The organism is Peribacillus butanolivorans, from assembly GCF_001273755.1.
GTDB lineage: Bacteria > Bacillota > Bacilli > Bacillales > DSM-1321 > Peribacillus > Peribacillus butanolivorans.
Window position 1 is genome coordinate 2,986,391 of sequence record NZ_LGYA01000001.1, and the last position, 26,737, is coordinate 3,013,127.

The 26,737-nt window shown below is 37.1% G+C and carries 30 protein-coding genes; 8 read left to right on the forward strand and 22 right to left on the reverse strand.

From position 1 onward, the window contains the following. Positions 1 to 8: 8 nt before the first annotated feature. The 5 genes from dapF to AKG34_RS13630 form a co-directional block, all read right to left on the reverse strand. The gene (gene dapF / locus AKG34_RS13610; RefSeq protein ID WP_053346565.1) at positions 9 to 995 is read right to left on the reverse strand and encodes a diaminopimelate epimerase; all 987 of its coding nucleotides are present in this window, start codon (positions 993 to 995) and stop codon (positions 9 to 11) included. Positions 996 to 1,244: 249 nt separating this feature from the next. Further along, positions 1,245 to 2,546: an NCS2 family permease gene (locus AKG34_RS13615; RefSeq protein ID WP_053346566.1), complete on the reverse strand. Its 1,302-nt coding sequence runs from the start codon at positions 2,544 to 2,546 to the stop codon at positions 1,245 to 1,247. A gap of 163 nt (positions 2,547 to 2,709) precedes the next feature. Continuing rightward, on the reverse strand, positions 2,710 to 3,285 hold the full coding sequence (locus AKG34_RS13620; RefSeq protein WP_053346567.1) for a beta-class carbonic anhydrase: 576 nt from the start codon (positions 3,283 to 3,285) through the stop codon (positions 2,710 to 2,712). Positions 3,286 to 3,362: 77 nt separating this feature from the next. Then, positions 3,363 to 4,157 carry a hypothetical protein gene (locus AKG34_RS13625; protein WP_053346568.1) on the reverse strand — a complete coding sequence of 265 codons (795 nt, stop codon included), beginning with the start codon at positions 4,155 to 4,157 and terminating at the stop codon, positions 3,363 to 3,365. A 263-nt stretch (positions 4,158 to 4,420) separates the two neighbouring features. Beyond that, entirely contained in the window at positions 4,421 to 4,741 is a 321-nt protein-coding gene (locus AKG34_RS13630; RefSeq protein ID WP_053346569.1) for a DUF4870 domain-containing protein, read from the reverse strand. A gap of 221 nt (positions 4,742 to 4,962) precedes the next feature. Here AKG34_RS13630 and AKG34_RS13635 point away from each other — a divergent pair, with 221 nt between their 5' ends. The 4 genes from AKG34_RS13635 to AKG34_RS13650 all read left to right on the forward strand — a co-directional run bounded on the left by AKG34_RS13635 (position 4,963) and on the right by AKG34_RS13650 (position 7,919). Next, positions 4,963 to 5,745, forward strand: coding sequence for an undecaprenyl-diphosphate phosphatase (locus tag AKG34_RS13635; protein ID WP_053346570.1), 783 nt, complete (start codon positions 4,963 to 4,965; stop codon positions 5,743 to 5,745). 352 nt (positions 5,746 to 6,097) lie between these two features. Beyond that, positions 6,098 to 6,652, forward strand: a complete 555-nt coding sequence (locus AKG34_RS13640) for a GNAT family N-acetyltransferase (protein ID WP_053346571.1) — start codon at positions 6,098 to 6,100, stop codon at positions 6,650 to 6,652. Between the two features lie 216 nt (positions 6,653 to 6,868). Further along, positions 6,869 to 7,261, forward strand: coding sequence for a CidA/LrgA family protein (locus tag AKG34_RS13645; protein ID WP_053346572.1), 393 nt, complete (start codon positions 6,869 to 6,871; stop codon positions 7,259 to 7,261). Continuing rightward, positions 7,236 to 7,919 (forward strand): LrgB family protein, encoded by a 684-nt coding sequence (locus tag AKG34_RS13650; protein WP_053346573.1) that lies wholly within the window; start codon positions 7,236 to 7,238, stop codon positions 7,917 to 7,919. The genes AKG34_RS13645 and AKG34_RS13650 overlap by 26 nt, the downstream gene beginning before the upstream one ends. A 316-nt stretch (positions 7,920 to 8,235) precedes the next feature. On the opposite strand, the gene AKG34_RS13655 is transcribed toward AKG34_RS13650, so the two are convergent. From AKG34_RS13655 to AKG34_RS13670, 5 genes are all read right to left on the reverse strand, one after another. Next, positions 8,236 to 9,405, reverse strand: a complete 1,170-nt coding sequence (locus AKG34_RS13655) for a Ger(x)C family spore germination protein (protein WP_053346574.1) — start codon at positions 9,403 to 9,405, stop codon at positions 8,236 to 8,238. A gap of 2 nt (positions 9,406 to 9,407) precedes the next feature. Then, on the reverse strand, positions 9,408 to 10,880 hold the full coding sequence (locus tag AKG34_RS13660; protein ID WP_053346575.1) for a spore germination protein: 1,473 nt from the start codon (positions 10,878 to 10,880) through the stop codon (positions 9,408 to 9,410). Further along, a complete protein-coding gene (locus tag AKG34_RS13665) occupies positions 10,861 to 11,964 on the reverse strand; it encodes a GerAB/ArcD/ProY family transporter (RefSeq protein ID WP_053346576.1) in 1,104 nt (367 codons plus the stop codon). Before AKG34_RS13665 ends, AKG34_RS13660 begins: the two co-directional genes overlap by 20 nt. A gap of 301 nt (positions 11,965 to 12,265) precedes the next feature. After that, a complete protein-coding gene (locus tag AKG34_RS27020; RefSeq protein ID WP_083450787.1) occupies positions 12,266 to 12,415 on the reverse strand; it encodes a DUF2639 domain-containing protein in 150 nt (49 codons plus the stop codon). Between the two features lie 52 nt (positions 12,416 to 12,467). After that, positions 12,468 to 13,556, reverse strand: a complete 1,089-nt coding sequence (locus AKG34_RS13670; RefSeq protein WP_407946258.1) for an undecaprenyldiphospho-muramoylpentapeptide beta-N-acetylglucosaminyltransferase — start codon at positions 13,554 to 13,556, stop codon at positions 12,468 to 12,470. 192 nt (positions 13,557 to 13,748) lie between these two features. Between AKG34_RS13670 and AKG34_RS13675 the strand changes: the two genes are divergently transcribed. Both AKG34_RS13675 and AKG34_RS13680 read left to right on the forward strand, forming a co-directional pair. Beyond that, complete coding sequence (locus AKG34_RS13675; RefSeq protein WP_223305485.1) at positions 13,749 to 14,858, forward strand: mechanosensitive ion channel family protein; 1,110 nt, start codon at positions 13,749 to 13,751, stop codon at positions 14,856 to 14,858. Between the two features lie 129 nt (positions 14,859 to 14,987). Further along, a complete protein-coding gene (locus AKG34_RS13680; protein WP_053346578.1) occupies positions 14,988 to 16,343 on the forward strand; it encodes an MATE family efflux transporter in 1,356 nt (451 codons plus the stop codon). A gap of 62 nt (positions 16,344 to 16,405) precedes the next feature. Here AKG34_RS13680 and AKG34_RS13685 read toward each other — a convergent pair whose 3' ends face one another. Next, a complete protein-coding gene (locus tag AKG34_RS13685) occupies positions 16,406 to 17,179 on the reverse strand; it encodes an SDR family oxidoreductase (RefSeq protein WP_053346579.1) in 774 nt (257 codons plus the stop codon). Positions 17,180 to 17,337: 158 nt separating this feature from the next. Here AKG34_RS13685 and AKG34_RS13690 point away from each other — a divergent pair, with 158 nt between their 5' ends. Next, positions 17,338 to 17,805 carry a hypothetical protein gene (locus AKG34_RS13690; RefSeq protein WP_053346580.1) on the forward strand — a complete coding sequence of 156 codons (468 nt, stop codon included), beginning with the start codon at positions 17,338 to 17,340 and terminating at the stop codon, positions 17,803 to 17,805. A 243-nt stretch (positions 17,806 to 18,048) separates the two neighbouring features. Here the strand turns inward: AKG34_RS13690 and AKG34_RS13695 are convergent, their stop codons facing one another. The 6 genes from AKG34_RS13695 to AKG34_RS13720 form a co-directional block, all read right to left on the reverse strand. After that, entirely contained in the window at positions 18,049 to 18,801 is a 753-nt protein-coding gene (locus AKG34_RS13695) for a CAP domain-containing protein (RefSeq protein WP_053346581.1), read from the reverse strand. A 490-nt stretch (positions 18,802 to 19,291) separates the two neighbouring features. Then, entirely contained in the window at positions 19,292 to 19,732 is a 441-nt protein-coding gene (locus AKG34_RS13700) for a FixH family protein (protein WP_053346582.1), read from the reverse strand. A 17-nt stretch (positions 19,733 to 19,749) separates the two neighbouring features. Beyond that, the gene (locus AKG34_RS13705) at positions 19,750 to 21,165 is read right to left on the reverse strand and encodes a sensor histidine kinase (protein WP_053346583.1); all 1,416 of its coding nucleotides are present in this window, start codon (positions 21,163 to 21,165) and stop codon (positions 19,750 to 19,752) included. After that, positions 21,158 to 21,847, reverse strand: coding sequence for a response regulator transcription factor (locus tag AKG34_RS13710; RefSeq protein ID WP_053346584.1), 690 nt, complete (start codon positions 21,845 to 21,847; stop codon positions 21,158 to 21,160). Before AKG34_RS13710 ends, AKG34_RS13705 begins: the two co-directional genes overlap by 8 nt. A gap of 5 nt (positions 21,848 to 21,852) precedes the next feature. Continuing rightward, complete coding sequence (locus AKG34_RS13715; protein WP_053346585.1) at positions 21,853 to 22,815, reverse strand: YncE family protein; 963 nt, start codon at positions 22,813 to 22,815, stop codon at positions 21,853 to 21,855. A 108-nt stretch (positions 22,816 to 22,923) separates the two neighbouring features. Then, positions 22,924 to 23,202: a protein YoyC gene (locus tag AKG34_RS13720; RefSeq protein WP_236694948.1), complete on the reverse strand. Its 279-nt coding sequence runs from the start codon at positions 23,200 to 23,202 to the stop codon at positions 22,924 to 22,926. 113 nt (positions 23,203 to 23,315) lie between these two features. Between AKG34_RS13720 and AKG34_RS13725 the strand changes: the two genes are divergently transcribed. Then, the gene (locus AKG34_RS13725) at positions 23,316 to 23,561 is read left to right on the forward strand and encodes a hypothetical protein (protein WP_053346586.1); all 246 of its coding nucleotides are present in this window, start codon (positions 23,316 to 23,318) and stop codon (positions 23,559 to 23,561) included. A 6-nt stretch (positions 23,562 to 23,567) separates the two neighbouring features. Here AKG34_RS13725 and AKG34_RS28325 read toward each other — a convergent pair whose 3' ends face one another. From AKG34_RS28325 to AKG34_RS13745, 5 genes are all read right to left on the reverse strand, one after another. After that, positions 23,568 to 23,735, reverse strand: coding sequence for a DUF2188 domain-containing protein (locus AKG34_RS28325; RefSeq protein ID WP_169787517.1), 168 nt, complete (start codon positions 23,733 to 23,735; stop codon positions 23,568 to 23,570). A 100-nt stretch (positions 23,736 to 23,835) separates the two neighbouring features. Beyond that, entirely contained in the window at positions 23,836 to 24,762 is a 927-nt protein-coding gene (locus AKG34_RS13730) for a CobW family GTP-binding protein (RefSeq protein ID WP_053346587.1), read from the reverse strand. A gap of 124 nt (positions 24,763 to 24,886) precedes the next feature. Next, positions 24,887 to 25,420, reverse strand: a complete 534-nt coding sequence (locus tag AKG34_RS13735) for a cupin domain-containing protein (RefSeq protein ID WP_053346588.1) — start codon at positions 25,418 to 25,420, stop codon at positions 24,887 to 24,889. Between the two features lie 24 nt (positions 25,421 to 25,444). After that, positions 25,445 to 26,074: a methylthioribulose 1-phosphate dehydratase gene (locus tag AKG34_RS13740; protein ID WP_053346589.1), complete on the reverse strand. Its 630-nt coding sequence runs from the start codon at positions 26,072 to 26,074 to the stop codon at positions 25,445 to 25,447. Between the two features lie 4 nt (positions 26,075 to 26,078). After that, positions 26,079 to 26,732 carry a 2-hydroxy-3-keto-5-methylthiopentenyl-1-phosphate phosphatase gene (locus tag AKG34_RS13745; RefSeq protein ID WP_053346590.1) on the reverse strand — a complete coding sequence of 218 codons (654 nt, stop codon included), beginning with the start codon at positions 26,730 to 26,732 and terminating at the stop codon, positions 26,079 to 26,081. Positions 26,733 to 26,737: the final 5 nt, after the last annotated feature.

Sequence of the window (26,737 nt, forward strand, 5' to 3'; positions counted from 1 at the left end):
CTCGCACTTTAAAGCGTAGTTTTTAAATAGCTTTGTACTTCTGCCTGCAACTTAGCATACAGACTTGTTTCCGCGTCATAGTCATGTTTTTCAAGTAGTTCAAATTTTTCCGGCTGATTTAAGTCAATTTCAATCAACGCCTTATATTCATAGGTTGCGTTCCCGATTAAATCAATCGAATATTTTTTGCTCTCTTTATCATAATGCACAACACATTTAACTTTCCCGCCATTATTATAAACGGAAATTTCACTTTCTAATGAGTTTAGTCCAACAGAACATGTAATCAGACTAGAAGCCGACATCGCTGTTCCGCAGGCATTTGTGAATCCTACGCCTCGTTCAAATGTCCGTACATAAATACTACCTGGCTCCAGCTCTTTCACAAAACTGACATTGACACCATCAGGGAACAGCTCGTTCGGCTGATTGACCTTCATTGAAAGTTCTGCCTGCAATTCACTTTGCAGCACATCACTATCGACCAAAGTGATTAAATGCGGATTAGGAACTGCCAATGCCGAAAATAAAAGGGAATCATGTAGCTCCGGCAATGGTTCATTTTGCAATTGTTCCTTTTCAACGACAAGCGGAAGGTCCTTTACCTTAAAACTAACTGGGGAAATTTCCACCTTGAAAGTTGGAATCCCTTTATAGATATCTTCCGTTTTTTCAACGAGTAAATTTGCTTTCATCGTCTCCACAATCATTTTATCAAGCCCTAGAACGTCATATGCATAACGAGCCACACAACGAAGTCCATTACCACACATTGATGCTTCCGAACCATCCGCATTAAAGACACGCATTCTTGCATCTGCATGTTCACTTTTCATTACAAATAAAATACCATCCGCTCCGAGCTTTTCCCTATTACAAAGAGTCTGGGCTAAATTTTTGCGTTCTTCTTCAGTAAACGTCAAGGTTGTTGTTAATTCATCAATGATTAAAAAATCATTGCCTGATCCATGGCTTTTTAAACCTTCAATAATCATCCTGTCACTTCCTCAATTTGCTGCTTTTATATATCATTATTTTAATATCTTTTATCATAGCATTTTCAGAACAGATGTGTCATTGCGAAGTTTACAATAAATCGAAATTTCCTTCAGGAGTTTTTTTCATCTCACCTATTAAAGGCACAAAGTGTAAGCAACATTATAATCCACTCCATTTTAGTTACTATATGCAATAAAGAGCGGCTAGAATAAGAAGTTTCTTATTCCAACCGCTCTTCCAAAGTGTCAACCAATCATTCCGATAATAAAATAGACGATAAACAATCCCGCACTCACATATATTGGAGTTGAGACCTCTTTTGCTTTTCCAGTTACCAGTTTCAAGAACGGGTAAAGGATGAAACCAAAAGCCATTCCATCTGCAATACTGTAAGTAAATGGAATGATTGTGATAATTAAAATTGCCGGTATACTTTCGGTAAAATCGCTAAAATCTAGCTTTTTAATATTTTCTAGCATCAGAATGCCAATAATAATTAATATTGGAGCAATGGCACTGTCTGGGATCACTTTAATTACCGGTATAAATAATAGGGAAAGAATGAATAACAGACCTGTCACTACTGATGTCAAACCAGTTCTGCCTCCTGATGCGATTCCAGCTGCTGTTTCGACAGTTGCAACCGTAGGACTAGAACCGAAGATACCTGAAAGAAGAACGGAAACACTTGTAGCTTGCAGTGACTTTTTATAAGCTTCAGGACGGTTGATACTTTGTACATGTCCGTGTACAAGACCAATATTTTCAAAGACAAGAACCATTGTCATAGCAAAGACGCTTATCCAGAATTCAATTCTGCCTGCCTCAATGAACGATAATGAAAAGAAGAGATCACTGTAAGAGGCTGTGTCTAAACCTGAAAAATGGATATCCGAGATTTGAACTGTACCAAACCAATAAGCAATAAGACTACCTGCTATGATGGTAATCATAAAATTACCTGGAACATTCTTGATAAATAACGTGATGGCCAGTAAAAATGTCAGCACCGTTGAAAGCACAGCTGGATCACCTAAATCTCCAAGGGCAATAATTGACGACGAACCGCCTGTTATAATCCCGCCCTTTTCGAGACCGATTAGCATCAAAAATAAACCTAGACCCACAGAGATGGCATCTTTTATCGAACTTGGGATTGAATCACTAATTAATTTCGAGTATTTTGTAAAAGCGATGACTACAAAAATAAACCCCGAGATAAAAACAGCACCAAGTGCCGATTGCCAAGACAGACCCATTCCTTGAACCATTGTATATGCAAAAAGGGCATTGACACCCATGCCTGGAACGATAAGGATTGGAACATTTGCCCAAAGCCCTATCATGATACAGCTTAAAGCTGATAGAAGAATTGTCGCAATTACTGCACCATTAATCGGTATGCCCGCCTCTGATAAAATCAGAGAATTCACGACGAGAATATACACTATCGTAAAATAGCCGACAACTCCGGCAAGGATTTCACGTTTTCCATTCGTTTCATATTTGGAAAAATGAAAAAACGCTTCCAAGTTTTTTTTATTCATGTTGTATCCTTATTAAATTTATCCCTCACCCACCCGTTTGTATCTGTGACAAACTACACTTGGCGATTTTAACAAAAAAACTGATAAAAAGAAATAGAATTTCTCAAACTTAAAAAAACTGTCGGAAATAATTCCGACAGTTTTTTTAATGAACCAATTGTTTTTATTGGTTTTCTTCTACCGCATAACCGTCAACAACCAATTCTAATTTGCCTGTATCCGGCGAAATAATCAGTCCATGTACAGGAATATTCTTTGGAATTAAAGGATGGCCTTTGATTACTTCCACGCTTTTTTTAACACTTTCATATACATCATCAAATCCGCGAAGCCAACTACGGATATCTATTCCTGCAGCTCCAAGTGTATCAATGGTACTTTTCGGAATATCACGATCAATCATCTTTTCAACTACAGAATCAGCATCAACTGATGCCATTCCACAGTCATGATGAGGTATAACAAAAACTTCATCTGCTTTTAGCTCATAAATAGCTACAAGAATACTCCGCATGACGCTTCCAAATGGATGGGAGACGATTGCGCCAGCAGTTTTCAATATTTTCACATCGCCATTTTTAACATTCATAGATTTTGGCAATAACTCGACAAGCCGAGTATCCATACAACTAATAATGACCATACGTTTCTCTGGGTACTTATCAGTTGTGTACTTAACATATTCACCTTCTTCTACAAACTGTTCATTAAATTCAAGAATTTCATTAAGTAAACTCATAATTACCACCCTTTTTTCTATGTATTTCACTTTTATTATATCAAATATTTCGAAGATTGGTTAAAAAGATATTTTAGTCAATTAGAGCGATGATTTAGAGTAGCTGCACAAAACCCAAATATGATGATCTTTGGACTTTCTTCAACGTTAGATGAAAAAGTAAGAATAGGTGTATTTGTCTTAAATCTTTTCCCCCACTCTAAGGGCATCCACCCTTCTTGGTACGAAACAACCTTTTCTCCTTCTTTTGTCTTAATCTCAAAAGAAGTTAAACTTCCCGATGTTTGAACAGGCATCCATTCTGTCCCGTCAAACTTATAAATCATTCCATTAATTTTCACGAGTGACTTATTTTCTTGATAAAACCCAATAACCTCACCTTGATGATCCAAAATCGTAACCTTATTAAAAAGACCTCTTTTAATATAGTACTTAGCAAGTAAATGCCCCTCATGATCGACCAATTCATATCGCTTAGGCAATAGCATCGATAAGAAATTCGGAACCATCCACATGAACCACTTCATATTTAAATCTCGAATTTCGCCCAAAAGAGACCCATTAGGCGCAAATAGGAGTAGCCGTAAAGTTGGAGCAGGCATAAAAGTCAGTAATACATGTTCAGTTTGTAATAAACCTGTATTCGTTTCAATTAGTTCGTTAGGCAATTCCTTTATTCTATTTTCATAAATCCGATGACTTACAAATTGGGCAATACTTAAAAAAATAAATGGAGCCGTTATCAATAAAATGTTACCAGGAATTATTGTAAAAGCATGACAAATAAAAAAAACAATGGCCAATAAAAGAGAGATCCAAGATGCATGAAAATTTGAATTGCTCGTTTTTTGATAATATTCGCGAATATTCATATTCTGCTCCTTACTCCTTATAAAGAATCACCGTCTGAATTGACAATTATCGGTAAGGTGTCAAGCAGCCTGTCATTCATTTCTCTTAAAGGTTATTGAAGGAAATATTATAATACTTTATTCGCTTTAATGTGACCTATTCCCTTTTTTAATAATAAGGCAATTATCGAACTAAACACAGCGTCGTAATTATTTTTCCTAACAAAGTAAATATTCCCAGATGATAAAAAGGGACTCGTGTATAACGAATCCCTTTTTACATTCTATAAAATTCTAAAAATTAGTGGAAAGCGATAGTCTGTTCCTTCATAAGCCCTGACTGCAGCAATGATAGTAAATACGATTAAAGCTATTCCGATAACCGGCAATAGTAAGAATCCAATCAGTACCAGTGACAGAACCCCTGCAACAATCGAATATACGGTGTAGGAAATAAAAAAGTTTAGATATTCCCTTCCGTGATAATCTACAAATTGTGACGAGTCCTTCTTAAGTAGCCAAATGACCAAAGGACCGACAAAAGCTGTAAAAAAGCTGATGACATATATAAGGGCAGCAAACACTCTTTCATCTTTAGTAGGCATAGTGTTTTCTCCTCCTCTCTCATATGAATAATTACGAATCAAATAACAAATAGTTTCATTTTCCTTTCATTATATTCGAAAAAAGTGGATGAGGACTATCTTTTCCATCACAAATCTTGTTGGAATTTAATTTCCAAAAAATCTGAACATTTTCATCCTTCTTGTGCATACAGATAAAATAAAGGATTGTCCTAAAACACCTAGACTGGGGTGATGTTTTTTTGCTAAATCAATTTCAAGCCTTTATCCTTGGAATCATTCAAGGCTTGACTGAGTTTTTACCTATTTCAAGTACAGGACATTTATATTTAGGGCGGCATATATTCGGTCTTGACGAGGCAGGCATTTTTCTGGATACCATGCTTCATATCGGAACCTTGCTTGCCTTATTAGTTGTCTACAAGGATGACATTATTTTCTTACTGAAAAACCCTTTCTCCAAAATGACGCTTCTCTTGATTGCAGGAACGTTCCCTGCTGTGGTTGCCGGTCTTTTACTAGGCGATTGGTTTGACGGCCTATCAAAAACAGGAGTGACAATCGGCTGGGAATTTTTAGTCACCGGACTGATTTTATGGTTAGCAGACGGGGTAAGAAAAGGGAGCAAATCGCTGAATGAAATTTCCATAAAAGATGCCCTTATTATCGGGACATTTCAAGCAGCTGCCATCATGCCTGCCCTATCACGTTCTGGATTGACTATCGCCGCTGGACTTTTCTGCAAGCTTGACAGAGCCACTGCCGCCTATTTTTCCTTTTTGTTATCGATTCCTGCAATTACAGGGGGCATCGTATTTCAAATGAAACCCATTTTTACAGGAGATGTTGAACGGCTTCCCATCACAGCCCTTTTTGTCGGTACCCTGGCCGCAGCAATCTTTGGCTATATCGCCGTTGTGTGGATGATTGATTTTTTAAAGAAGCGTTCACTGAAAATATTTTCTATTTATGTTTGGGCACTCGGTACGATCATTTTATTCATGCAAGTTACAGGAAAATTTTAATAAAAACAAAAGCATTTCTCAAAAATATAGGGAATAAAATCAATTTTTCTAAAGAAAAAAGCACGCGTTTGCCTTCCAATTTTAACCTTCATAAAAAAGTTGAAATTTGACGAAAAAAAAAGGCAAAAAACCTATTCCCAAACCGTTTTTTTTTTAGTATTATACCTTCGTAAGGTTCTTTAGATTTATATATTTTCAGACAATAAAAATAGGGAAGGCAAATGGTGCGCCACCGGTTTCCGGTTCTAGTGGGTTCGATTCCCACCCCGAAATTTTTTGACGAACGACTTAAAAAATTTCGAGGGTGGGCAGCGACTACGCATAAGAACTGCCCTCAAACGGAGGGACGGAAATGTTAAAAAAGAGAGATTTTACAGATTGTTTTTCTCTTTATGAACAAATGACGCATCCAGATGTCTTCCCTTTCGTGCGCCATAAAGTAGATTCATATGAAGAATATGTATTCGTTACTAAGCAAACGATCGAGGCCGAAGAAGCTGGTGAACTCATTTCACGAACAATTTTAGATGAATGGGAAAACCCCATCGGTTGTATTTCTTTATACGATATTGAAAATGGTGCAGGTTTCCTTGGCACGTGGCTTGGCAAGCCCTATCATGGTAAAGGATATAATGCCATCGCAAAAGATGCTTTCTTTAAAGAGCTTTTTTTCGAGCTCGGTATGGAAACAGTCTTCATGCGTATTCGCAAAAAAAATATCCGCTCTTTGAAAGCCGCTGAAAAGCTCCCTTATGCCGTCAATGCTAACGAAACAAGAAAGTCCCTTTATGACCAAATTAATCATGGTGAAGATATCTTTGATTTGTATGAAATTCCTAAAGATTTATACACCTTTCACATCCTTAGACAGAACGATGATGACGAACAGCAGTTACTTGAAGCATAAAAGAAATAACGCAAGTTAATATCCTTGGATAAGATAGGGTACTTATTATTCATATAAGATAGGAGCTTCCTAAATTGGAACGCTCCTTTTTCAATTTTTACAGGAAGTTATAAAAGAATGTTGCAATACCCTATTATTTTTAGGATTATTTTTTTATAATGGATACACTTGACCCATTCACAAATATATTCAAACCGTTTTTGAAAGGAACTAATCATGAAAAAATCATTTACTTTTATCATGCAACTTTTAATGTTGCTTATCCTTTGCAAGCTTGGCTATTATTTATCTGATCACCTTCAATTGCCTATTCCAGGTAATGTAATCGGCATGATTCTTTTATTCATTTTGTTACAGACAAGAATTCTAAAAGTCGAGTGGATTGAACTTACTTCAGGATTTCTGGTGAAGCACCTTGCCTTTTTCTTTATCCCTATTTCTATTAGCTTAATGACCATGGGGTGGCTTTTTATAAAATTTGGTCTGCCGTTAGCACTCACATTGGGCGTCAGTTTAATTTTCGGATTTATCGTTTCAGCCTGGACGGTTCAGAAGTTATCCCATAGAGGAGAGGTTAAACAGCATGACAACGCTCATTACCATTTATAGCATATTAATAACAATCCTTGCCTATTTTATTGGAAGGAAAATATATGCTAAACATCCATCACCCTTTACGACTCCCGTATTTTTTAGTACGGTAACAATTATTCTTGTGCTTTTGATCAGCGGTTTAGATTTTAATGATTATTCAACAGGTAAAGACATCATTACCTATTTCCTAGGCCCAGCTACCGTTGCCTTGGCCGTACCACTTTATAAAAATAGGACCATAATTGTTAAATACGGAATTCCTGCTATTAGCGGCATGATTTTAGGGCTTACGGTAACATTAATTCTTGCCTTCGTCATCGCCAATGCCTTTTCTCTTCCACAGTTCATTCTTCAAGGATTAGCGGTTAAGTCAATTACAGTACCAATCGCTGTAGAAATCACCGAACTTTATGGAGGTAACCCTAATGTTTCAGCTGCCTTCGTTATTTTGACCGGAGTATTAGGTACGATGATTGCCCCTAGAATGATGGATAAACTTAACATTACTATGCCATTCGCTCGCGGCATTGCTTATGGTACTATTGCTCATGGTCTCGGTACTGCGCAAGCTGCACAGGAAAGTGAATTTACTGGTGCTGTCGCAGGAGCAGCCATGGCTATCGCCGGTATCCTTATTTCCTGCTTCTTTCCTCTAATAGATAATTTTTTATAAAATAAAAGAACCGCAACGTCAAGAGACGTTGCGGTTCTTTTGAAACTGCAAGGCTTATCTCATCATCAATCTCATGACCCATATTATTACAAATACGCATTAAATTGTCGGTTGATTTCTGTTTTCTACATGAATAAAAATTCAGACAAAAGAAGGGTCTTCCTACTAAATTTTTGCTCTGATGAAATCAACAGGTTTTATATGATTGTATTAGTGCGATACCCTAAAAGTCCTGCAACAGAGCAACTTGTGAAAACGTTGTGTATATAGAGAAAATAATGTTTATTTTTTTATCCCTGTTTTTTTTATGCTGAACTTAGTTATTAGGCAGTTTTTCATTTTTAAACGGATTGTATTCGAGAGTACCAGCATTGGCAAGGTTAACATTTATGTTAATTTGTTCGAAAGAATTTGCATGCAAATAATCCTTCGGTTCGTTAATATTGTTGTTCTTCCAAAATCGCAAGTCTTTTCGGTACAATTTTTGGCCAAGACCAAGTGGATCTCCATTGCGTTTTAAGCCAATTTCAAAGGTTTGTTCAATGTCTTTTTTTATATAATCTTGAACAAATTTTTCAAGGTTTTTCAAGCTATCGTTTGTTGATAATTCTAAAATACTCCCCTTGATGTCAACATCTAAGGTGAATTTAGCTTCATTATTCTTCACAATCGGTTTAATTTTTACATGAGGGTGAGTTAACGAAATATAAGTTGTACCATTCGCTTTTGTGAATTCGATTGGTGTTCTATTCGTTTTCTTTGTAATCCAGCGCGATCCCTTCAAGTCTTCAACTGAATACCAATTCATGGATTTTTTATAATAAATTACATAAGCCCCGTCAATTGTAAAGGTCTTCCGCTTTTTTTTATCTTCAGCCCAATCATTTCCACTCCATGAAATAGTTGGGAGTGTTGTTGTGATAGATACATCCCTGTAAGTGGAAATAAAAGTTCTCAATGTAATCGGTTCAATATAGGAAAGGTTTTCATAGATAGGTTTTGGAAAATGCAACTCAGAGTATAAAGGGGTTAAATTGAAAAACCCTTTTATAGAAAACAATTCATCCAAAGGTTTTTTTGTCGCAAAAATATTACTTGAATACCTGATTAAATTAAATCTGAAAGCGGCATCCACTATATCATTAATATTATGCTCTATTGCTTTATCTGTGAGCACAAATGTTGAAACTTGTCCAAGATATAATCGCTGTTGAGCTGTTTGATATAAGTGATTAATGGCTTCTGATATGGATTTCCCACTATGTTTGCCTATATAAACTTTTGTTGGTTCCGAACTTTTAGCTTCAGTTTTGGCAACAGCAGACAAATCAACAAGTTGCACATACACAACATACTTACCGTCTTCATAATCTACTCCTAAAGCAGTTACATAATGGATATCCTGAATGTCTTTATAATCCCAGCAACCTGTTAAAATGAACAAGACCGAAAAGATAAGGAAAAGCTTCGACAAACGTCGTGTCATTGTTACTCCCCCTTTTGCGTGCGATCAAGAGCACCTTCATTTTTTTTCTTTGAATACCACGGTCTTTTGAAAATAGCATCTGTAAGTTTTCGGAAATCAGGCGGTGAAAATTCATTCATATATGGAACTCCAAATGACTCAAGACAAGAGACCCAACAAGTAACAATTAAGAAACCAACAAGAAGACCATAGATGCCTAGGACAGAACCTAATATTAAGATAAATAAACGAAGCACAGAGACAGTCCCCGTTAAAGATTGATTAACTAATGTATAAGATGCGACTGATGTGACCGAAGCGATAACAAGCATCGTTGGGGACGTCAAACCGGCACGGATAGCTGCATCACCGACAATTAAACCACCTACAACCGCCACAGTTTGACCAACTGCTTGTGGCAGCCTTACTCCAGATTCTCGAAATAGCTCAAATAAACCGAGCATAAGGAACATTTCAATGGCAACAGAAACAGGTAGGCCCAACCTTGAGATGCTGACTGTTGCAAGTAAAGGAAAAGGCATCTGGTCAATGTTATATGCTGATAAAGCTACCCAAAACCCTGGAAGTAAAATAGAAAAAATCAAACCAAATACACGAAGAAACCGTTCAAATGAAACGAATAGAAAAGGAAGACTCGAATCTTCAGCTGCTTTAATCTGAAGCAATAAAGTGGTCGGGGCTATGATAACAGTAGGTGCACCGTTCATAAGTACTATAAACCTGCCTTGGGTTAATGATCCGACACAAAAATCGGGTCTGCTTGTATAATGAGTCAAAGGAAATAATTTGAATTTCCCTTTAGAGATGAGTTCCTCAAGCTGATGGCTACTAATTAACACATCAACATCTAGAGTATTCAGTCTTTCACGGACGAGCCTAACAAGTTCGGGATTGATGATGTCATCTATATACATCAGTGCTACTGTAGTTTGACTGCGCTTTCCAATAATAAACTCTTCGTAAGAGAGGGAACCTGTTCTCAGCCGTTTACGAATGAGAGCAACGTTTGTCGAAAGGTCTTCAACAAATCCATCACGTGGCCCACGAAGGGATACTTCAAATGAAGATTCCTCTGGCTTCCGGTTGGGAACATCAGGCAAAGGTAATGAAAATAGCTGTTGTGATTGTTGAAAGAAAATTAACACTTCGCCGCTAAAAATCCGTCTATTTATATCGTCGTTGTCAATTGGACTGCAAGAAATTTCTGTCAATGCTAATGAAGGATGAAATGCTGTTATCATATTTCGAATATTATCTTTCTTATCTAACATTGATTTGAGGTTTCGTAATACATTGCCATTCAACTCAAGAGTATCTACCATTCCAGGATAAAAAAATAAAGTGATTTTAGCTGTTTCATCATTTTCACCTAATATCACCTTAAATGATACATCCGGACTATTACTGAAAAGCTGCCGGAAGAACTCTTCGTTATAAAATGACTGTTCAATTTGTTTATTTTTGAATAGTTTCATCAGAAACCTCCTTCCGTTTAGGTTGTATAACTGCGGTAACTGTAAACAAAAGAATTAGGGTTACAAGGAAAAAGAACGTTCCTTGAAAATAATAGTTCTTTAAAAAATCATAAAAAATGATATTACTAAGAGGAATAATAGTGATGATAACCATCATAATGGCAAGACTCATGAGTATCCCCTTTTTAATGAGCGGTGATTTGACTCTTAATAAATCAGGAATTAAAAACATAGCTATAGAAATTCGAATAAATGCGCCTGAAAGCCATTGATATATGGAAAAGAAGTCAGTATGAGCAATATATTTTCCAATTGTCAACAGTCGCCATTGTTCATAAGCCGGATAGCGCATTTCATTAGACAGGACGGGTCCAAACTCAACAATGGCACCAGTAAGCGGCCCGAGAATTAATATAGTTACAATAACCATCATTCCAATAACTGTTTTCAGCTTAATGGAATCCCCATTAGATAGGTGATGCTGGAACAATATCATGATAATCAACTCCAAATATCCATTTGCTATGTAGTACATTGACTTAATGCCATGAAAATAGCCTTGTTCGAATAGAGGAAATAAAAAATCATAATTTTTTTCGGGAATATTACCAGTGGCTACAAAGATACCAAGGATAATGACAAAAGGTAATAAAATAGCTGAATTAATAGCAATTGATCTAAGATTCGAGTAAGAAAGTGCAGCACATATCAACGCAAAAGGAATAATAATGGCAAATGGTGGTGTTTGATTTAAAGAAGTTGTATTGATCCAGTCAACCATATCTTTAGCTGTCGTCAAGATGATCATAATCAAATAAATTACGAGGAAAAAGAAAATCAGCTTGGTAAATCGTTTACCAATCCGATTTTCCAGCCAGGGAAAGAGATGTTCTGTTTTTTTCTTTTTTAATATCCAATATAAAAGGAACCCCCAAGCTATTGATAAAAGTCCTGTAAGAGCGGCAAATAACCAAGCATCTCTTCCCGCTACCTCTAGTACGAGAGGAATAATCATAACGTGATTCAGCAATCCTACTGAAAGGACAAGAATATTTAGTGAGGATTTGGAATTAATCTTTGTCATGTTTTAAACTCCGAACTTAAAGTATTTGAACCCGCAAACTGCTGTTTACTGTTTATTATTGAGGTTTATCTTTTGCTGAATATAGGGTTTATATCCAAGGATTATTTTTCATACAAAAAAGAAGCCGATCCTCTAGTTAGAAATTCCCAAAAAGAGTCGGCTTCTTTATTATTTATTCTAGTTTCGTACTATTCTTCTATTATAGACTTTTCACAAATTTTTTTAGGTTTACTAATCTCCTCACAAAAAGTTAACGATGTTTAGAAAAAATAACCACAACGTACTAGCAGTTACGGTTCTTTTATGGTTTCTCTTTTTGCAAGTCTTCGTATAAACGTCTCAAAATATGGGTTTTATAAAGCTCCAGCTTTCTTCGCTCAATTGGATGGTATCTTATTTCTGCATCTTTTAATTGTTTAACGAACCATCCTTTGGAATATTTATAAGCCATTCTACCCCCTCCTCTGTTCGAAAAAGATATGCTTTGAAGAGGGAATTGATACTTATTTTTTTGCTGTCATTACATCAATTAATAATTCATACATTTCAGCCGCCGTTTTGAATGGGCGCTTTTGACGCATTTTCGCTTGATACTCATCTGATTTATTCACTAAATCAGCTAATGTGCTATTAAAGATTTGATCATTTAAATCTTCTTCTTGAATGACTTTACAAAAACCTTGTTTTTCAAAGCTTGAAGCATTTAAAATTTGATCCCCACGAGATGCATTGGCACTTAGTGGAATGAGCAACATTGGCTTTTGCAGACCAAGGAATTCAAAGATTGAATTTGAACCAGCCCTTGAAACAACTACATCAGCCGCTGCTAAAAGGTCAAATAATTCTTCGTGGACATATTCAAAAGGAGTATACCCTCTTTGTTTCAATTCCGCTTGGACATTCCCTTTTCCACAAATATGAATAATCTGGTAGTCATTTAATAATGCTTCAAGGTTTTCAGTAATCAATTTATTGATTTTTACAGCTCCAAGGCTGCCACCCATCACGAGTAACACTGGCTTGTTGTTCGTAAAACCACAAAATGCTTTTCCACTCGAAGCGTTTCCAGAAAAAATCCCATCCCGTAATACTGCTCCAAGATACATGGCCTTCTCTTTTGGCAAGTCCTTTTCTGTCTCCTGGAACGTGGTGAAAATTTTCGATGCAAGCGGCATTGCAATTTTATTAGCTAGGCCAGGTGTATAGTCCGATTCATGTATGGCAATCGGGATTTTCAGCATCCTTCCCGCCAATACGACTGGTACGGATACGAACCCGCCTTTTGAAAATATGAAATCAGGCTTTGTCTTTTTTAAAATTTTTCGTGCATCAAAAATCCCTTTAATGACTCGGAAAGGATCTTTTAGGTTCTCCGCTGATAGATATCGTCTGAATTTACCAACTGAAATCGTTTCATAACGGATTTCAGGAAATTCCTTTTCGATAATATTTTTTTCTATACCTTTTTTTGAACCAATATAAGTAATATCCCAATCATGCTCTAAAAATTCCGGGATAATGGCTGCATTAACAGACACGTGGCCGGCTGAGCCGCCTCCGGTAAACACTATTTTCTTAGTCAATATTTCCACCTTCCAAACTTAAAAAATCACTTTGCATCCATATTACCATATATCCCTAACATTAATAACTTGAAAAAGTATTCAGTGAACCGTAATGTAACGTAATAAATGTAATTATCGAATAATTTTCCTTTTTCATTATGAATATATTATAATCTTAGTATTCTACAATACTACAAGATACATTGGAGGAGTAATACATTGCAAGAAGTTTCTCAATCTCTCCATCAATTTGATGGAATAGAGGCATGGACCAAACTAGGAATTTCAATAGGTATTTTTCTAATCGTCCTTTTGCTTCGGAAAGTATTTACCACCTATATATTCAAGTTCTTTCTACGAGTTGCAAAAAAACGCAAAGTTGAATTTGCAGCCAACTTAATGCTTGCCTTAGAACAGCCGATGAGATGGCTTATCGTTTTGCTCGGTGTGATTCTATCGTTGTATTATTTTCCGATTGACATACCTTCGGATGAATTAAAATCGAAGATATACCGTTCATTTTTTGCTTTCTTATTCTTTTGGACGATGATCAATATCAGTTCGATCTTAACCATCCTTTTTCCGAAATTGGTCAGTAAATTCGGTCTTGAGGTAGATCTAATTGTCATGCCATTCTTTACAAAAATCATTAAAATAATCATCATGGCTTTGGGCTTCTCTATCATTGCGGAAGAGTGGGGATTTAACGTCAATGGATTTGTTGCCGGACTTGGCTTAGGAGGATTAGCCTTTGCACTTGCCGCTAAGGATACCGTTAGCAATTTCTTTGGAGGAATTGTCATCGTTACAGAAAAACCCTTTACCATTGGTGATTGGATCAAAACACCAAGCGTGGAAGGAACCATTGAAGATATCACATTTCGAAGTACCAAAGTACGGACTTTTGCCCAAGCTTTAGTTACGGTCCCGAATGCTACCCTTTCGAATGAACCTATCATCAACTGGTCAAAAATGGGTAAAAGACAGATTGCTTTTCATCTAGGTATAAATTTCACAACACCAAAAGATAAGTTGGAAAACGTCATTAAGAGAATAGAAAATATGCTCATTGAACACCCAGAAATACATCCAGAAACGATTCTTGTGAAATTTGACGAGTTTAGTCATTCCGGTTTTAATCTCTACCTTTATTTCTTCTCAAATGCAACAGACTTTGGGGGATATCTATCAATCAAAGAAGATGTTAACTTTAATATAATGGAGATACTTGAAAAAGAAGACGTTCAAATCGCCATCCCTTCACAAGCATTCATCCTTCAAAAAGACTCAACCGCGGACATGAATGAATTTGAATCCATGCGCGACTGACAAAAAGACTTGCCGTTTTTACGGTAAGTCTTTTTTAGTATCAAATAAAAACTTAAACCATCACAAGCTTATGTGATATAATTCTTTCATTGTGTGGAAAATTTCAAATATTGATATTGAGGTACATCGATGAATCAGACTTATACAAAATCACAAAAGATCCGCCTATTATTTTATATATTAATCCCCATTCTGATCACTCAAATTGGCCTTTATGCCATGACATTTTTTGATGTGATGATGTCTGGACAGTACAGTACGGAGGACGTTGCTGGCGTTTCAATCGGCAGTTCACTTTGGACACCTGTTTATACGGGGTTGAGCGGGATTTTGATTGCCTTAACGCCGGTGGTCTCACAGCTCGTCGGTTCCAAGCAGTCGAAATCCGTTTCCTATTCAGTAATGCAGGCAGTTTATTTAGCCGTCACTTTAGCTTTAGTCATTTTAATCATTGGAGCGTTTGCATTAAACCCCATATTAAATGCCATGAATCTTGAAGATACTGTCCACCGGGTAGCCCATGACTATTTGATCGCTCTTTCAATCGGGATTATTCCCCTATTCGTTTATAATGCGTTGAGAGCCTTCATTGATGCGCTTGGCCAAACTAGAATTTCTATGATAATAACCTTATGTGCACTGCCAATTAACGTCATATTTAATTACCTGTTAATATACGGAAAGTTTGGATTCCCCGAACTTGGCGGCGTTGGTTCAGGGTATGCAACAGCAATTACCTATTGGTTAATTGCCCTGGTTGCCATCCTTGTTGTGGTGAAAATCAGCCCATTTTCGACCTATAAAGTTTTCCGTGAGTTTTTCCGGATTTCTTGGAAAGAGTGGCGTGCACTATTAATAATTGGGGTGCCTATCGGGCTGGCTATCTTTTTTGAAACAAGTATTTTCTCAGCCGTTACCCTTTTGATGAGTAAATATGATACCGTGACAATTGCTTCGCACCAGATTGCAATGAATTTTGCATCATTGCTTTATATGATGCCGCTAAGTATATCAATGGCATTGACAATTGTAATTGGATTTGAAATTGGGGCAGCTCGATACAAAGATGCCAAAGAATACAGCTGGATTGGGATTTCCATGGCATTAACGATGTCGCTTGTTTTGTCGGCCATTCTATTTCTTTTCCGTGAACCCGTCGCGTCGGCTTACACAAAAGACTATAATGTAATGATGCTGACATCACATTTTTTAATATATGCAATCTTCTTTCAGATTTCTGATGCACTCCAGGCACCAATACAAGGAATACTACGAGGATATAAAGATGTAAATGTTACCTTTGCTATGTCTCTAGTATCCTATTGGATTCTAGGGCTACCCATCGGTTTTATATTTGCAAAATATACAGATATGGGAGCCTTCGGATATTGGATTGGCTTAATTTCTGGTTTGGCTCTTGGAGCTATAGGTTTGGCAGCACGTTTAAGGTATATACAGCAAGTAAAATATAAAAAAATGGTTTAAAAAAAGGTGAGGCCGAATTAACGGACTCACCTTTTTCCATTTTAATAACCAAATTAAACAAACTAAGCTTTGTGAATTTTCCCCAAAACATCTTTTCCACCTGTGACCGGAATGATGCTTCCGGTAATAAAATCGGATTGTTCATCACATAAGAACGTGATGACTCGAGCTAAATCTTCTCCCGTCCCCGGTCTGCCAATTGGAACAGTTACATCCTTTTGTCCTTTAGCAACTATTATCTCTTCTTCCTTCCATTCACCAATAATATCGCCGGGACAGACCATATTCACGGTGATTCCATTTGTTGCTTCTTCAACCGCTAAAGTTCTAGTTAAGGAAGTCAATCCGCTTTTGGCTGCGGCAAAAGCGGAACGATAAATCCAACCTGGTGCCGTCTCACAGCGGTCAAACCCTAAAGTAATGATCCTACCCCAACTTCTTCTGCGCATATGAGGAATAATTTCCTTAGCAAAATAGAAAAAACCATTTAAATTACCGTTCATAATGTAATTCCACTCATCACTGCTATATTCGGTCATAGGCCTACGTTCATGCATATATGGCCCAGCATTATGAATGAACATGTCAACATGTCCAAAGGCTTCTATGACCAATTCTGTTACCTGTTTGCAATCTTTCTCACTTGAAGCATCACCTTCAAGAGCGAGTGCCTTAATATGGTACCTTTCCTGCAATTCAGTCACCAATGCTAAAGCTGCTTTTTTACTTTTTCGATACGTAATGATAATAGACACTCCATTATTTGCGAGTGAATAGGCGATTCTCTTGCCGATTCCCGTTGCTCCTCCAGTTATAAAAGCTACTTTATCATCCACAGGCTTTCCCTCTTTATCTAATGGATTTTACTTAATTATACATAAGTTTGATTCATTTTCTATAATTTAGCAAATATACAAATGAACATCTAGGCTTCAGCCTGCATAAAATAACAGAAATAACCCTGTCAGTTGATTGCAGGAGAGAGGAATTCAACATGTTTCCTTGGAATTCACTTTTTTCTTTAAAAAATAACTCAAACCAAAAGGATTTCATGAAAAGTATGCAGCAAAGTGATGTACAATCGTTCATTGAAAAGGTATTTTCGCAGATGATCCCTGAAAATATGCAAGGAATGATGCAACAAAACGATACTAGCTCACAAAAAGAAAATACCAGAATTGAACACCCTTTACATGCCGAGGTATTTGAAACCCATTTATTTGTCTTTGTAAGAATTCCCATAGAAGATGAAGCATGGCTAAAAAAAATGAAACTTTACCATACATCTAATCAATCCATCGTTGAGGGAATCCCAGAAGAGTCGGACCGGCATGTAATTACATTGCCAGCTCTTGTAAAGAAGAAAGGAGCATCCGCACAATTTAAAGAATCAACATTGGAAATCCGTCTGCAGAAAAGTTTCAATGCCCAGTATTCAGAAATTGATGTATCCGATATTTAATTTGGCGTTACTGGAGCCTCACTAATGAATAAGTGCGGTTCCTGCTTTTGTGTTGATGCGAGTATTTGTAAAAACGATGCTATTTATAACAGTATCGACTAAAATTATACGCGGATTTGATGAAATTCATTCTATTTAGAATCAATTCTCTTATCTATCCTATATATTTCAATGACTTAATAAAAAAAAGAGTGCACCCATATGATTCCCAGGGTACACTCTTCTATTAATCTATCATTCTTATTATTTTCCGATGAACTGTTGAGTCCAGTAGTTACCAGATTCTACGTAGCCTACTCCGATATGAGTAAAGCTTGAGTTCATGATGTTTTCACGATGTCCTTGGCTGTTCATCCAAGCTTCAACTACTTCTTCAGGTGTTTTTTGACCTTGTGCGATATTTTCCCCAGCTGATGTGTAGCTGATTCCGAATTTTTTCATCATATCAAATGGAGAGCCGTAAGTTGGGCTATTGTGATCAAAGTAATTTTTGTCTTTCATATCTTGAGATTTCAAACGAGCAACCTTGCTCAATTCTGTATCTATTTTAAGAGCTGCCAAACCTTGTTTTGCACGCTCTGCGTTAGTTAATTTAACCACTTGTTGTTCAAAAGCGCTTAATTCAGAGCTTGTCTCTGTTTTTTCATCAGTATTTTTTTCAGGTTGTGAATTCGTAGTTCCAGCTGGTTTTTGAACTGGTTGTTGAGCTTGTTCTTGAGCTGGTTGTTGAACTGGTTTTTGAACTGGTTTTTGAACTGGTTGTTGAGCTGGTTGTTGAACTGGTTGTTGAACTTGTAAGGATTGTGAAGCAGGTAATGTTATGTTGTATTTAGTTAAATATTGGTTAAGGACTTTTTGCATATCTTCTTGATTAATAGATTTATATGTTACTTGTTTAACAGTATCACAGTTTGCTGCTTCTGCTTGGTTTGCTCCCACTCCAGTGAAAATTATAGCTGCCGCTGCTGCTGCTGACATAAACATTTTCTTTTTCATTCGTAATTCCTCCTGTAAAGTTCATTGGTGTTTTGTTTCTGAAATCATCATAACATGCGTTTTTTGTAATATAGGAACCATCTATTTCCATATGTTTTACAGGTAACGAATGTGAAAAAATTATAATCCAAGTTTCAGCGAAAGCAATCAAGAAAGCTATCTATATCTATGTTTTGCTATCTAGTACATATACTCATATTTTTCCAGACAATCCTTGTCAATGGTAGTTACATAGAACCATTTCCATGGAATACTAATAACTTTTAGTTGACATCTCGTTGTCAAACGCTCAAGTATGACTTTCTTTACTTTTATGTTACAAATTTATCGATTTAAAGTTGATTTTCGTCATTTTTATGTGTACTTTTTTCTTAAGTAATAGAATTCAAAATTCATATACTCTAAAACTAGTTTAAAATCCTTAATTTTTACAAAAATAAAAAACAATCCGGGTTAACCCCGAATTGTTTTAGTTTTATCAGTAAAATTATTATTTCTTTTCTTCATCATTCATCTCGTCCATTTCCTTTTTGCCTCCGTTTTCTTCAGGCTGACTTGGTTTGCCTATGACGAATTCCTCTTTAGGCATGTTGTGCATATTCCTTGCCGTTACATGAGCATAAACATAATAGGTTCCTTCTTTATCAAAGGTTTTTTCCAATTCATAGATACCTTTTCCTTTATGTTTTACAGCCGTTTTGTCATGGTCATCACTATTTGCAAGCCATATTTCAAAACTGACATCATCCGCATCCGTCACTTCTTCATCCCCATAAGTCACTTTTGCCTGAAACTTTACCGGCTCATTTATTGCTCCTTGAACAGGATCGACAGTTAACTCGACATTTAGCATTTTCGGAATTTCCTCTTCCTTGCCACATCCTGCCAACAAGATTAAAGCTGTACATACTAACATTATCTTTTTTATCATTGAACGTTTCCCCTTTTTTATGAAGTCCAATCTTCTTTTATGGTCGGAAGCACAATGCTGACTTTTGTACCTGTATGTTCCCTGCTTTCTATTTCAATTTTACCATTTTGTAGCTCCACCAATTTTTTCACGATGGAAAGACCCAGCCCCGATCCGCCATCAAAGCGGCTTCGTGCTTTGTTTACTCTATAAAAGCGATTCATGACATATGGTAAATCAGCTGCAGGAATCCCGTTGCCCGTGTCAGTGACTATGAGCTCGCAATCTCCTTTATGCTGTCTTAAAGTAATTTTGATGAATCCATCTGGATTCGTATACTTAACGGCGTTATCAAAGACATTATGAAGGATTTGCTCTATCCTTCCTTCATCTCCTAGTATAATTGGATCCGGATCTAGTTCGAGCTGTAAACCAAGCTGCTTTTCTTTTAATATCGGTTCATATTTGGCAAGTACATCTTCAATGAATTGCGCATAGGCAATCGGAGTTTTATTTAAAGTGAATTGATCACTGTCCAATTTAGATAGGTCCATCAAATCACCTACAAGCCGCTGTAGCCTAAATGCTTCCCTTGAAATAAGTTGAAGATATTTTTGCTCTTCTTCCTCATTTTTCACAACACCATCCAATATAGCCTGCGTGTAACCTTTCACGTAACTCAGCGGCGTCCGGAGTTCATGGGCAACATTTTCGAGAAACTCTTTTTTTCTTTCTTCCTCTAAATGAATGGATTTGGCCATTTCATTAAAGGCATGTGCTAGATTCCCTATTTCATCATGGCTCTTTACCTGAATCTGTATGTCATAATCTCCCTCTGAGACACGATGGGCAGCTGTCTCGATTTCCTTAATCGGACTGACTAGCTTTTTCAACCATTTTGTTGTCAATAAAATGGAAACAATTAAGAATAAAAGAACGGCTGCCATCCATTTTGCAGCAAATTCCTTAAGTAAATCTGTAATCGAGTCTACAGGAATATATGTATAGATGATACCTTCGAGGCGGTCTTCATCAATCAAGGGAATGATAGCCGCTACGATGTTCTTTTCAAATCTTTTCTCATATCCCTCTTTTTCAACAACCTTTCCATCTAAGAGCATTTGCCGTTCTTCTGCAGAAATAAGGGTGTCATAATTGATTTCAAAGGGAAGGCAGGCACTTAATTCCCTTGGATTATTGACGACAAAGACCTCGCTGTCACTTTTACTGTTAAACCATTCAACTTGTTGTTTGAATTCATCACTGATCTCACCTCCGAAATAGTCCGCTCCAAGCAAGGAAGCTTCATTAACTAGATCGGTTTTCAACTTTTCCACATACAAATTTTTATAATAATATTGAGAAAGAGAATAAGCGAACAACACTGAAAGAATGATTGCTGTAATGATAGTTAGCCATAGTTTAAAAGAGAGTGATGACCACTTATTACTCATTTTTTTCCTCAATCTTATAACCAATTCCCCAGACAGTTTGAATATAATCGGCCGCCCTCAATTTCATCCTAAGCGTTTTGATATGGGTATCGACCGTCCGTAAAGATCCTCCATATTCTCCGCTCCAAACATTTTCAAGTAGTTGTTCACGACTGAGTGCCTGATTTTTATGACGCATAAGAAATAGAAGCAATTCAAACTCTTTCAAGGTCAAATTGATTGGCTTCCCATCTAGCAGAACCGTTCTTGATTGGAGGTTTAAATTGATTTTACCGAATCGGACGGAATTTTGATTTTCTTCATTCAATGACATTTTCCCTGTTCTTCTTAATACCGCTTCCACCCTTGCTACGAGTTCACCCGGATTAAATGGCTTTACAATGTAATCGTCCCCACCGAGCTTCAACCCTTTTACCTTATCCCATTCTTCACCTTTCGCACTAACAAAAATTACAGGAACATCCGAACTTGAACGGATTTTTTCACAGACGCAAAAACCGTCCATTTCTGGCATCATGATATCCAAAAGGATTAAATCGACTTCATATGTTTCAACCAGACTTATAGCCTCTTTACCATTTGCAGCTTGAAGGCATCGATACCCTGAGTTAAGCAAATACATTTCAACTAAATTACGCATATCTTCTTCATCATCAACGACTAAAATGGTGTAAACGTGCATGTTATCTACTCCCTCAACATCAATTGAAATGGACCCTGACCGACTTTGATGGTTTTTTTAACCTCGACTGTTTCAGCATCCATTACATACACTTCATCACTATCATATCCCGCCACAATCACGTCTTGTTTAAAGTTCGCCATTTCAAAAGGATTGACGCCGACCACTTTGCTTTTCACTTCTTCATACTGATCATTCAATTTATATAAGGAGCTAGTGCCATGACTGAGGATAAAAATCCCTTCAGCATTCTCAATGAACTTAATCGGCATAGTTGGGGCCTTCAACTTTTCCTTCAACTCTCCCGTTTTTGCAGAATAAATATAGAGATTTTCTTCTACTTGGTCTCCATCACCATGGCCGCCTATCCAAACTTCATCCTTTTCTTCCCTTAATAAGGTGCCTGTAGAAGAACTATGTATCGGAAATTCCATATCCACCTTTTTCGTCTCCAGATTGATTACCGAACATTTGGTATCGCCAAAGTTAATGACATACAAGCGATTCGCTTTCTCTCCTTGAAGAACGGTCAAGGGGCTTTTCCCAACCTTGACTATATCCTGCTCCTCACCTTTATCATTTAAAAAATAGATGGAATGATTCGACTGATTGACTGCCACGATGCTTTTTCCATCATGAAGCAACAGCATATTGACAATCCCTTTCCCTATTTCCCAGCTGTCTATCTGTTTTCCTGCTGATAATGAAAACACCTGGATTTTCTCCATCTCTTTTCCATAAAGGAGTATAGTATCTTTATCTGCTAGGAGCAATGCTCCGGTAAATGGCTCTGAAATATCCCAATTGGCAAAGGGTTGATAGTTTTCATCTATAAATGTAAGGGACGTATCCTTGATATTGACAGTCGCCAAAAAAGATTTATCTTTGTTAATTTTTGTATATGTATCACTTCTGTTACACCCACAAAGTAGTATGACGGCAAACAGAAGCGCAACACCCCACTTCATATTTTAGGCTCCTTATTCATTAATATCTATTTTTTTAAAATTTTAACAATGAGTTGTGAAAAAAGTATGAAGCAGAAAAGAATATTAACTAACATTCACTTGTGATATTTACTTCGAGGATGAGAGCCTTTCCAGTTCCGTGACATAGGCCATAACGATTGCGTTCTTTTTCTCATCAGAAAGCGAAGATTCCATAACTCTCTTAATACTGAGGTAAAACTTTTCAAGTATTGGTTTTCGGGCACGAGGATGGGTGTTTTCATCTAAAAGTTCACGTCGGATAAGCTCTGATAACACTTTTCCCCCTTCTCCATTCGTTATTTTCCGATTATTCCAGATACTTATATAAGCTTCCAATAATGCTTCATTCATGACAATTTCTTTCATAAAATTATCCCTTCCATCCATTACTAATTTATACATATTAAGAATCAATTTCGTAAAGACTACCTTTATAATACGATTACACTTTTAAATATTCAAAAAAAGGAGTGAGTATAATGTCTCAAGTATACCGCTGTCCGAATTGCCGGACAAATAAATCTCGCTTCAATCTCATTCAGCAAATACCAACACCTGTTAAAAAGGATCCGCAATCCGGTGAGATTGTTGAACAATACTCGAACGATTCTCTTCAGCCCTTCCATCTTGCCTATAATGGTCCTGAGATTCGTGTGCAATGTGCAGCATGCGGATTAATTGAAGATGAGAAAACATTTGCAGCCTTTGGTGGGTTGCAGCAATAAAAATGGTCAGACCCGTTTAATGGGGTCTGACTTTTTTTCAATCTCTTCCAAGAGCCATATTTTGGCCCAGTCAATGGCAATTGGAATAGCTTTATCGTCCTTATAGCCTTCATCAAGTAAGGCATTCGCAATCTCAATTGCTTTTTCTCGGACATCTTTATCAAGATTTTTCATTGAATCAGGGTAATCGTTTTTATAATCCTTGGCACAAATACCGCCTCCTTGAAAAGAAAGTTACCTTTTCTGTTCCCGTCTTTAATCGGATGACAAACGTTTAATGGGCTGTTTTTGCTTCCAAAGCTTTTAACTGACTGATCATCATTTCTTTATCCAATTTCTCACCGATAATAACGATATTTAGTGGCATTTTTATCATTTCATTCATATACATTGGCATCCCGTAAGAGTATTGAAATAAATGAGGGTATTGTGAATGTGTGAAGGAAATGTATCCTTTCATTCGATAGACCGTTTCCGGAAGGGCCCTAAGCCAATCTTCAAAATCGGTTTGTGCCACTGCCCCTTCAAATGTATGAACAACGGCTGTTAAATGCAAATGGCTGTGAACATCTAATTTTTGATGGACTCTATGCTGTTTCCTATGCATCTGTTGCAGAGATATCAAGGAAACAGATGCATACTCTGTCAATAAGCATACAGCTTCAGGATTCAGCCCTTGAATGGAATAAATAAGTTGAGCTGCCTCCATTTCGCTTACTAGATCTGCTTTATTTAATAAAATGATATCCGCATGATGAATTTGCTCAGCAAGCAACTGGCGAAGCTGTGGAGAAAGCTCATCTCGGTCGCGCCACCTTAACAAGTCAACAACTGTAATAATCCCTTTATATTCCAGGTTTTTCGCAAATAGTGGAGACATAATGCCATCCAGCACTTCAACTGGATGCGCAGCACCTGTTGTTTCAATATAAACGGCGTCTAAATCATTTTCCGTCAACAATTCATGCAGCTGAACCTCGAGCTTATCCTGAATTGTACAACAGATACAACCGTCAAACAGCTCCTTCAGAGGTACGTCATCACCAATCAAACCGCTGTCCACCGATACACTGCCGAGCTCATTTAATAGCACGGCCACTTTTCTACCCACTTCACTTTCCTGCTTTAATATATTTCGAAGAAGCGTCGTTTTCCCGCTGCCGAGAAAACCACCTAATATGTAAACTTCAGTTGTTTTCATTCGTATCTGCTCCTATAATCCAGCTAAATTTAATTCCGTTAAATTTTATCATACTTGCCCTTCTAAAGCATCCGCGAAGGCCATATAAAAAAACCAGCCCGAAAGCTGGTTTTTCTCGATTGATTTATGCTTGAACTTCGTCTTTTTCGTAAATTGGAACCCAACCTGCTGCTGTTACGAAGATACGGATAGATACAGTTTTTCTATCTTCTGCTAACGTGAAATAATGACGGGTAGATTCTGGTACGCTGATTAAATCACCAGGATTCAGTCGTACGTCAAACCATTTTTGCTCACTACCTTCAATAGCAAAGATACTGGTCCCACCGGCTATAAAACGTACTTCATCATCTTCATGATGATGTTCCTGTTTAAAGTTTTCAAGCATTTGATCCAAATTTGGGTTTGCATCGGATAGTGTGATGATATCATGTGCTTTATATCCGCGTCTTTCAGAAATCTCTGCAATTTCTGATTTGAACGTAACAAGGATTTCATTTTTATCGTCATCCGTTAGATCATATTTTTCTACCAGATGGGACGGTAATTTCGATATATCCCATTGTTCGTATATTACGCCTTGTGTTTCTAAAAATTTTTTTACCTGCTCACTGTTTTCAATAACCTCATTTGTTTCATGGAATCTAATTGTAGCCATTACCTATTCCTCCTCTATGAGTTTTTATCTTATAGAACCTGTAAATACCTGTTGCTGATTAAGCAACAGTTGGTATTGAAACAAAAATTCACATGCTTCTAGAATTCTTTTTGCTTCGAGTCCACTTTTCCCCCAAACCGTGATTCCGTGATTTCGTATAAGCACGGCTCCTGAGTCTTCTTCGACATGAGGCGTGAACTTTTCAGTTAACAGAGGAATGTCAGCGTGATTGTAGATTATTGGAATCCTCAACTCTGCATCTTCATTCCATCGCCCTGTCGCTTTAATAATTTCATGATTCCGGAAAGTCACTTCCCCTTCATCTCCATATAATTCAGAAATCACATTATTTTCTACTGTATGAACATGGAGTACACAGTTCGCATTAGTTTTCTCGTAAATCACTGTATGAAGCAGAGTTTCCGCAGATGGCCTCAGCTCTGTTTTCTCAACTGGAATTCCTTTTAAATCCACTAGTAAAAAGTCCGCATTCGTTTGCTTCCGTTTATCCTTACCGCTTGCCGTAATATAAAAGGAACTGCTTTTAGACTCGCGAATGGATAAATTCCCACTCGTCCCCATAAACCAATCCCGTTCGGCAAGTTCAGCCTTAATTTCCGCTAATTCTTGCCACTCTTTAGTATGGTTCTTCACGCTTTTACACCTCCATCTGCTGTTTTAAAATGTGCATCACATCATAAAACGTTTCGAACCCTTGATGGGGAATCTCTTCTGTTCTACATCTCTCAAGCAGTATGTCACGAGCGATAACAAAATCAGCCTGTTTTGCCGCTTCAAAATCAGTAACCGAATCTCCAATAACAATTTTATAATGATCTGCTCCTGTAATTTCCCTCATTATAGATGGCTTACAGCAACCACAATCATTGTTACATTGTTTATCACAAGTATGCGGCCACTCAATTAAGATCTTTTCCTGATTGAAATAAGCTCTGTTGCAATAAACACAATCTGAAGGCAAGATATCATTTAAAAGCGGTTCAATAAAAAAGTCCATACCGCCACTTACAATATACAAAGGTATGTTTGCTTGTTTTGTAAAATCCACAAATTCGTTGAACCCTGGGCGAATGCCGGCTGTATCCTTCACAAATTGAATAATGTCGTCCTTTAGGCTACTGTCAAGCAGGGAAAACATTTTCCCAACTCCTGTAGATATACTGATTTTTTGCTGAAGAACACCGTCTTTTAGCTCTTCCCATCCCGAAGGTGCAAATTTTTTCATGATAGCGATGATATTATCTGAGTTAGTAATTGTTCCGTCAAAATCACAAAAAATAATCGGTTTCATTATTC

Bases quoted from the DNA above. Each gene is read 5' to 3' on its own strand.
- AKG34_RS13680 (WP_053346578.1), top strand. From the start codon at position 14,988: ATGAATCAGACTTATACAAAATCACAAAAGATCCGCCTATTATTTTAT.
- AKG34_RS13625 (WP_053346568.1), bottom strand. From the start codon at position 4,157: ATGAATATTCGCGAATATTATCAAAAAACGAGCAATTCAAATTTTCAT.
- AKG34_RS13720 (WP_236694948.1), bottom strand. From the start codon at position 23,202: ATGAAAGAAATTGTCATGAATGAAGCATTATTGGAAGCTTATATAAGT.
- AKG34_RS13640 (WP_053346571.1), top strand. From the start codon at position 6,098: ATGTTAAAAAAGAGAGATTTTACAGATTGTTTTTCTCTTTATGAACAA.
- AKG34_RS27020 (WP_083450787.1), bottom strand. From the start codon at position 12,415: ATGGCTTATAAATATTCCAAAGGATGGTTCGTTAAACAATTAAAAGAT.
- AKG34_RS13745 (WP_053346590.1), bottom strand. From the start codon at position 26,732: ATGAAACCGATTATTTTTTGTGATTTTGACGGAACAATTACTAACTCA.
- AKG34_RS28325 (WP_169787517.1), bottom strand. From the start codon at position 23,735: ATGAAAAATCTTGATAAAGATGTCCGAGAAAAAGCAATTGAGATTGCG.
- AKG34_RS13645 (WP_053346572.1), top strand. From the start codon at position 6,869: ATGAAAAAATCATTTACTTTTATCATGCAACTTTTAATGTTGCTTATC.
- AKG34_RS13655 (WP_053346574.1), bottom strand. From the start codon at position 9,405: ATGACACGACGTTTGTCGAAGCTTTTCCTTATCTTTTCGGTCTTGTTC.
- AKG34_RS13700 (WP_053346582.1), bottom strand. From the start codon at position 19,732: ATGATAAAAAAGATAATGTTAGTATGTACAGCTTTAATCTTGTTGGCA.
- AKG34_RS13630 (WP_053346569.1), bottom strand. From the start codon at position 4,741: ATGCCTACTAAAGATGAAAGAGTGTTTGCTGCCCTTATATATGTCATC.
- AKG34_RS13660 (WP_053346575.1), bottom strand. From the start codon at position 10,880: ATGAAACTATTCAAAAATAAACAAATTGAACAGTCATTTTATAACGAA.
- AKG34_RS13665 (WP_053346576.1), bottom strand. From the start codon at position 11,964: ATGACAAAGATTAATTCCAAATCCTCACTAAATATTCTTGTCCTTTCA.
- AKG34_RS13725 (WP_053346586.1), top strand. From the start codon at position 23,316: ATGTCTCAAGTATACCGCTGTCCGAATTGCCGGACAAATAAATCTCGC.
- AKG34_RS13695 (WP_053346581.1), bottom strand. From the start codon at position 18,801: ATGAAAAAGAAAATGTTTATGTCAGCAGCAGCAGCGGCAGCTATAATT.
- AKG34_RS13690 (WP_053346580.1), top strand. From the start codon at position 17,338: ATGTTTCCTTGGAATTCACTTTTTTCTTTAAAAAATAACTCAAACCAA.
- AKG34_RS13735 (WP_053346588.1), bottom strand. From the start codon at position 25,420: ATGGCTACAATTAGATTCCATGAAACAAATGAGGTTATTGAAAACAGT.
- dapF (WP_053346565.1), bottom strand. From the start codon at position 995: ATGATTATTGAAGGTTTAAAAAGCCATGGATCAGGCAATGATTTTTTA.
- AKG34_RS13615 (WP_053346566.1), bottom strand. From the start codon at position 2,546: ATGAATAAAAAAAACTTGGAAGCGTTTTTTCATTTTTCCAAATATGAA.
- AKG34_RS13710 (WP_053346584.1), bottom strand. From the start codon at position 21,847: ATGCACGTTTACACCATTTTAGTCGTTGATGATGAAGAAGATATGCGT.
- AKG34_RS13715 (WP_053346585.1), bottom strand. From the start codon at position 22,815: ATGAAGTGGGGTGTTGCGCTTCTGTTTGCCGTCATACTACTTTGTGGG.
- AKG34_RS13620 (WP_053346567.1), bottom strand. From the start codon at position 3,285: ATGAGTTTACTTAATGAAATTCTTGAATTTAATGAACAGTTTGTAGAA.
- AKG34_RS13705 (WP_053346583.1), bottom strand. From the start codon at position 21,165: ATGAGTAATAAGTGGTCATCACTCTCTTTTAAACTATGGCTAACTATC.
- AKG34_RS13730 (WP_053346587.1), bottom strand. From the start codon at position 24,762: ATGAAAACAACTGAAGTTTACATATTAGGTGGTTTTCTCGGCAGCGGG.
- AKG34_RS13650 (WP_053346573.1), top strand. From the start codon at position 7,236: ATGACAACGCTCATTACCATTTATAGCATATTAATAACAATCCTTGCC.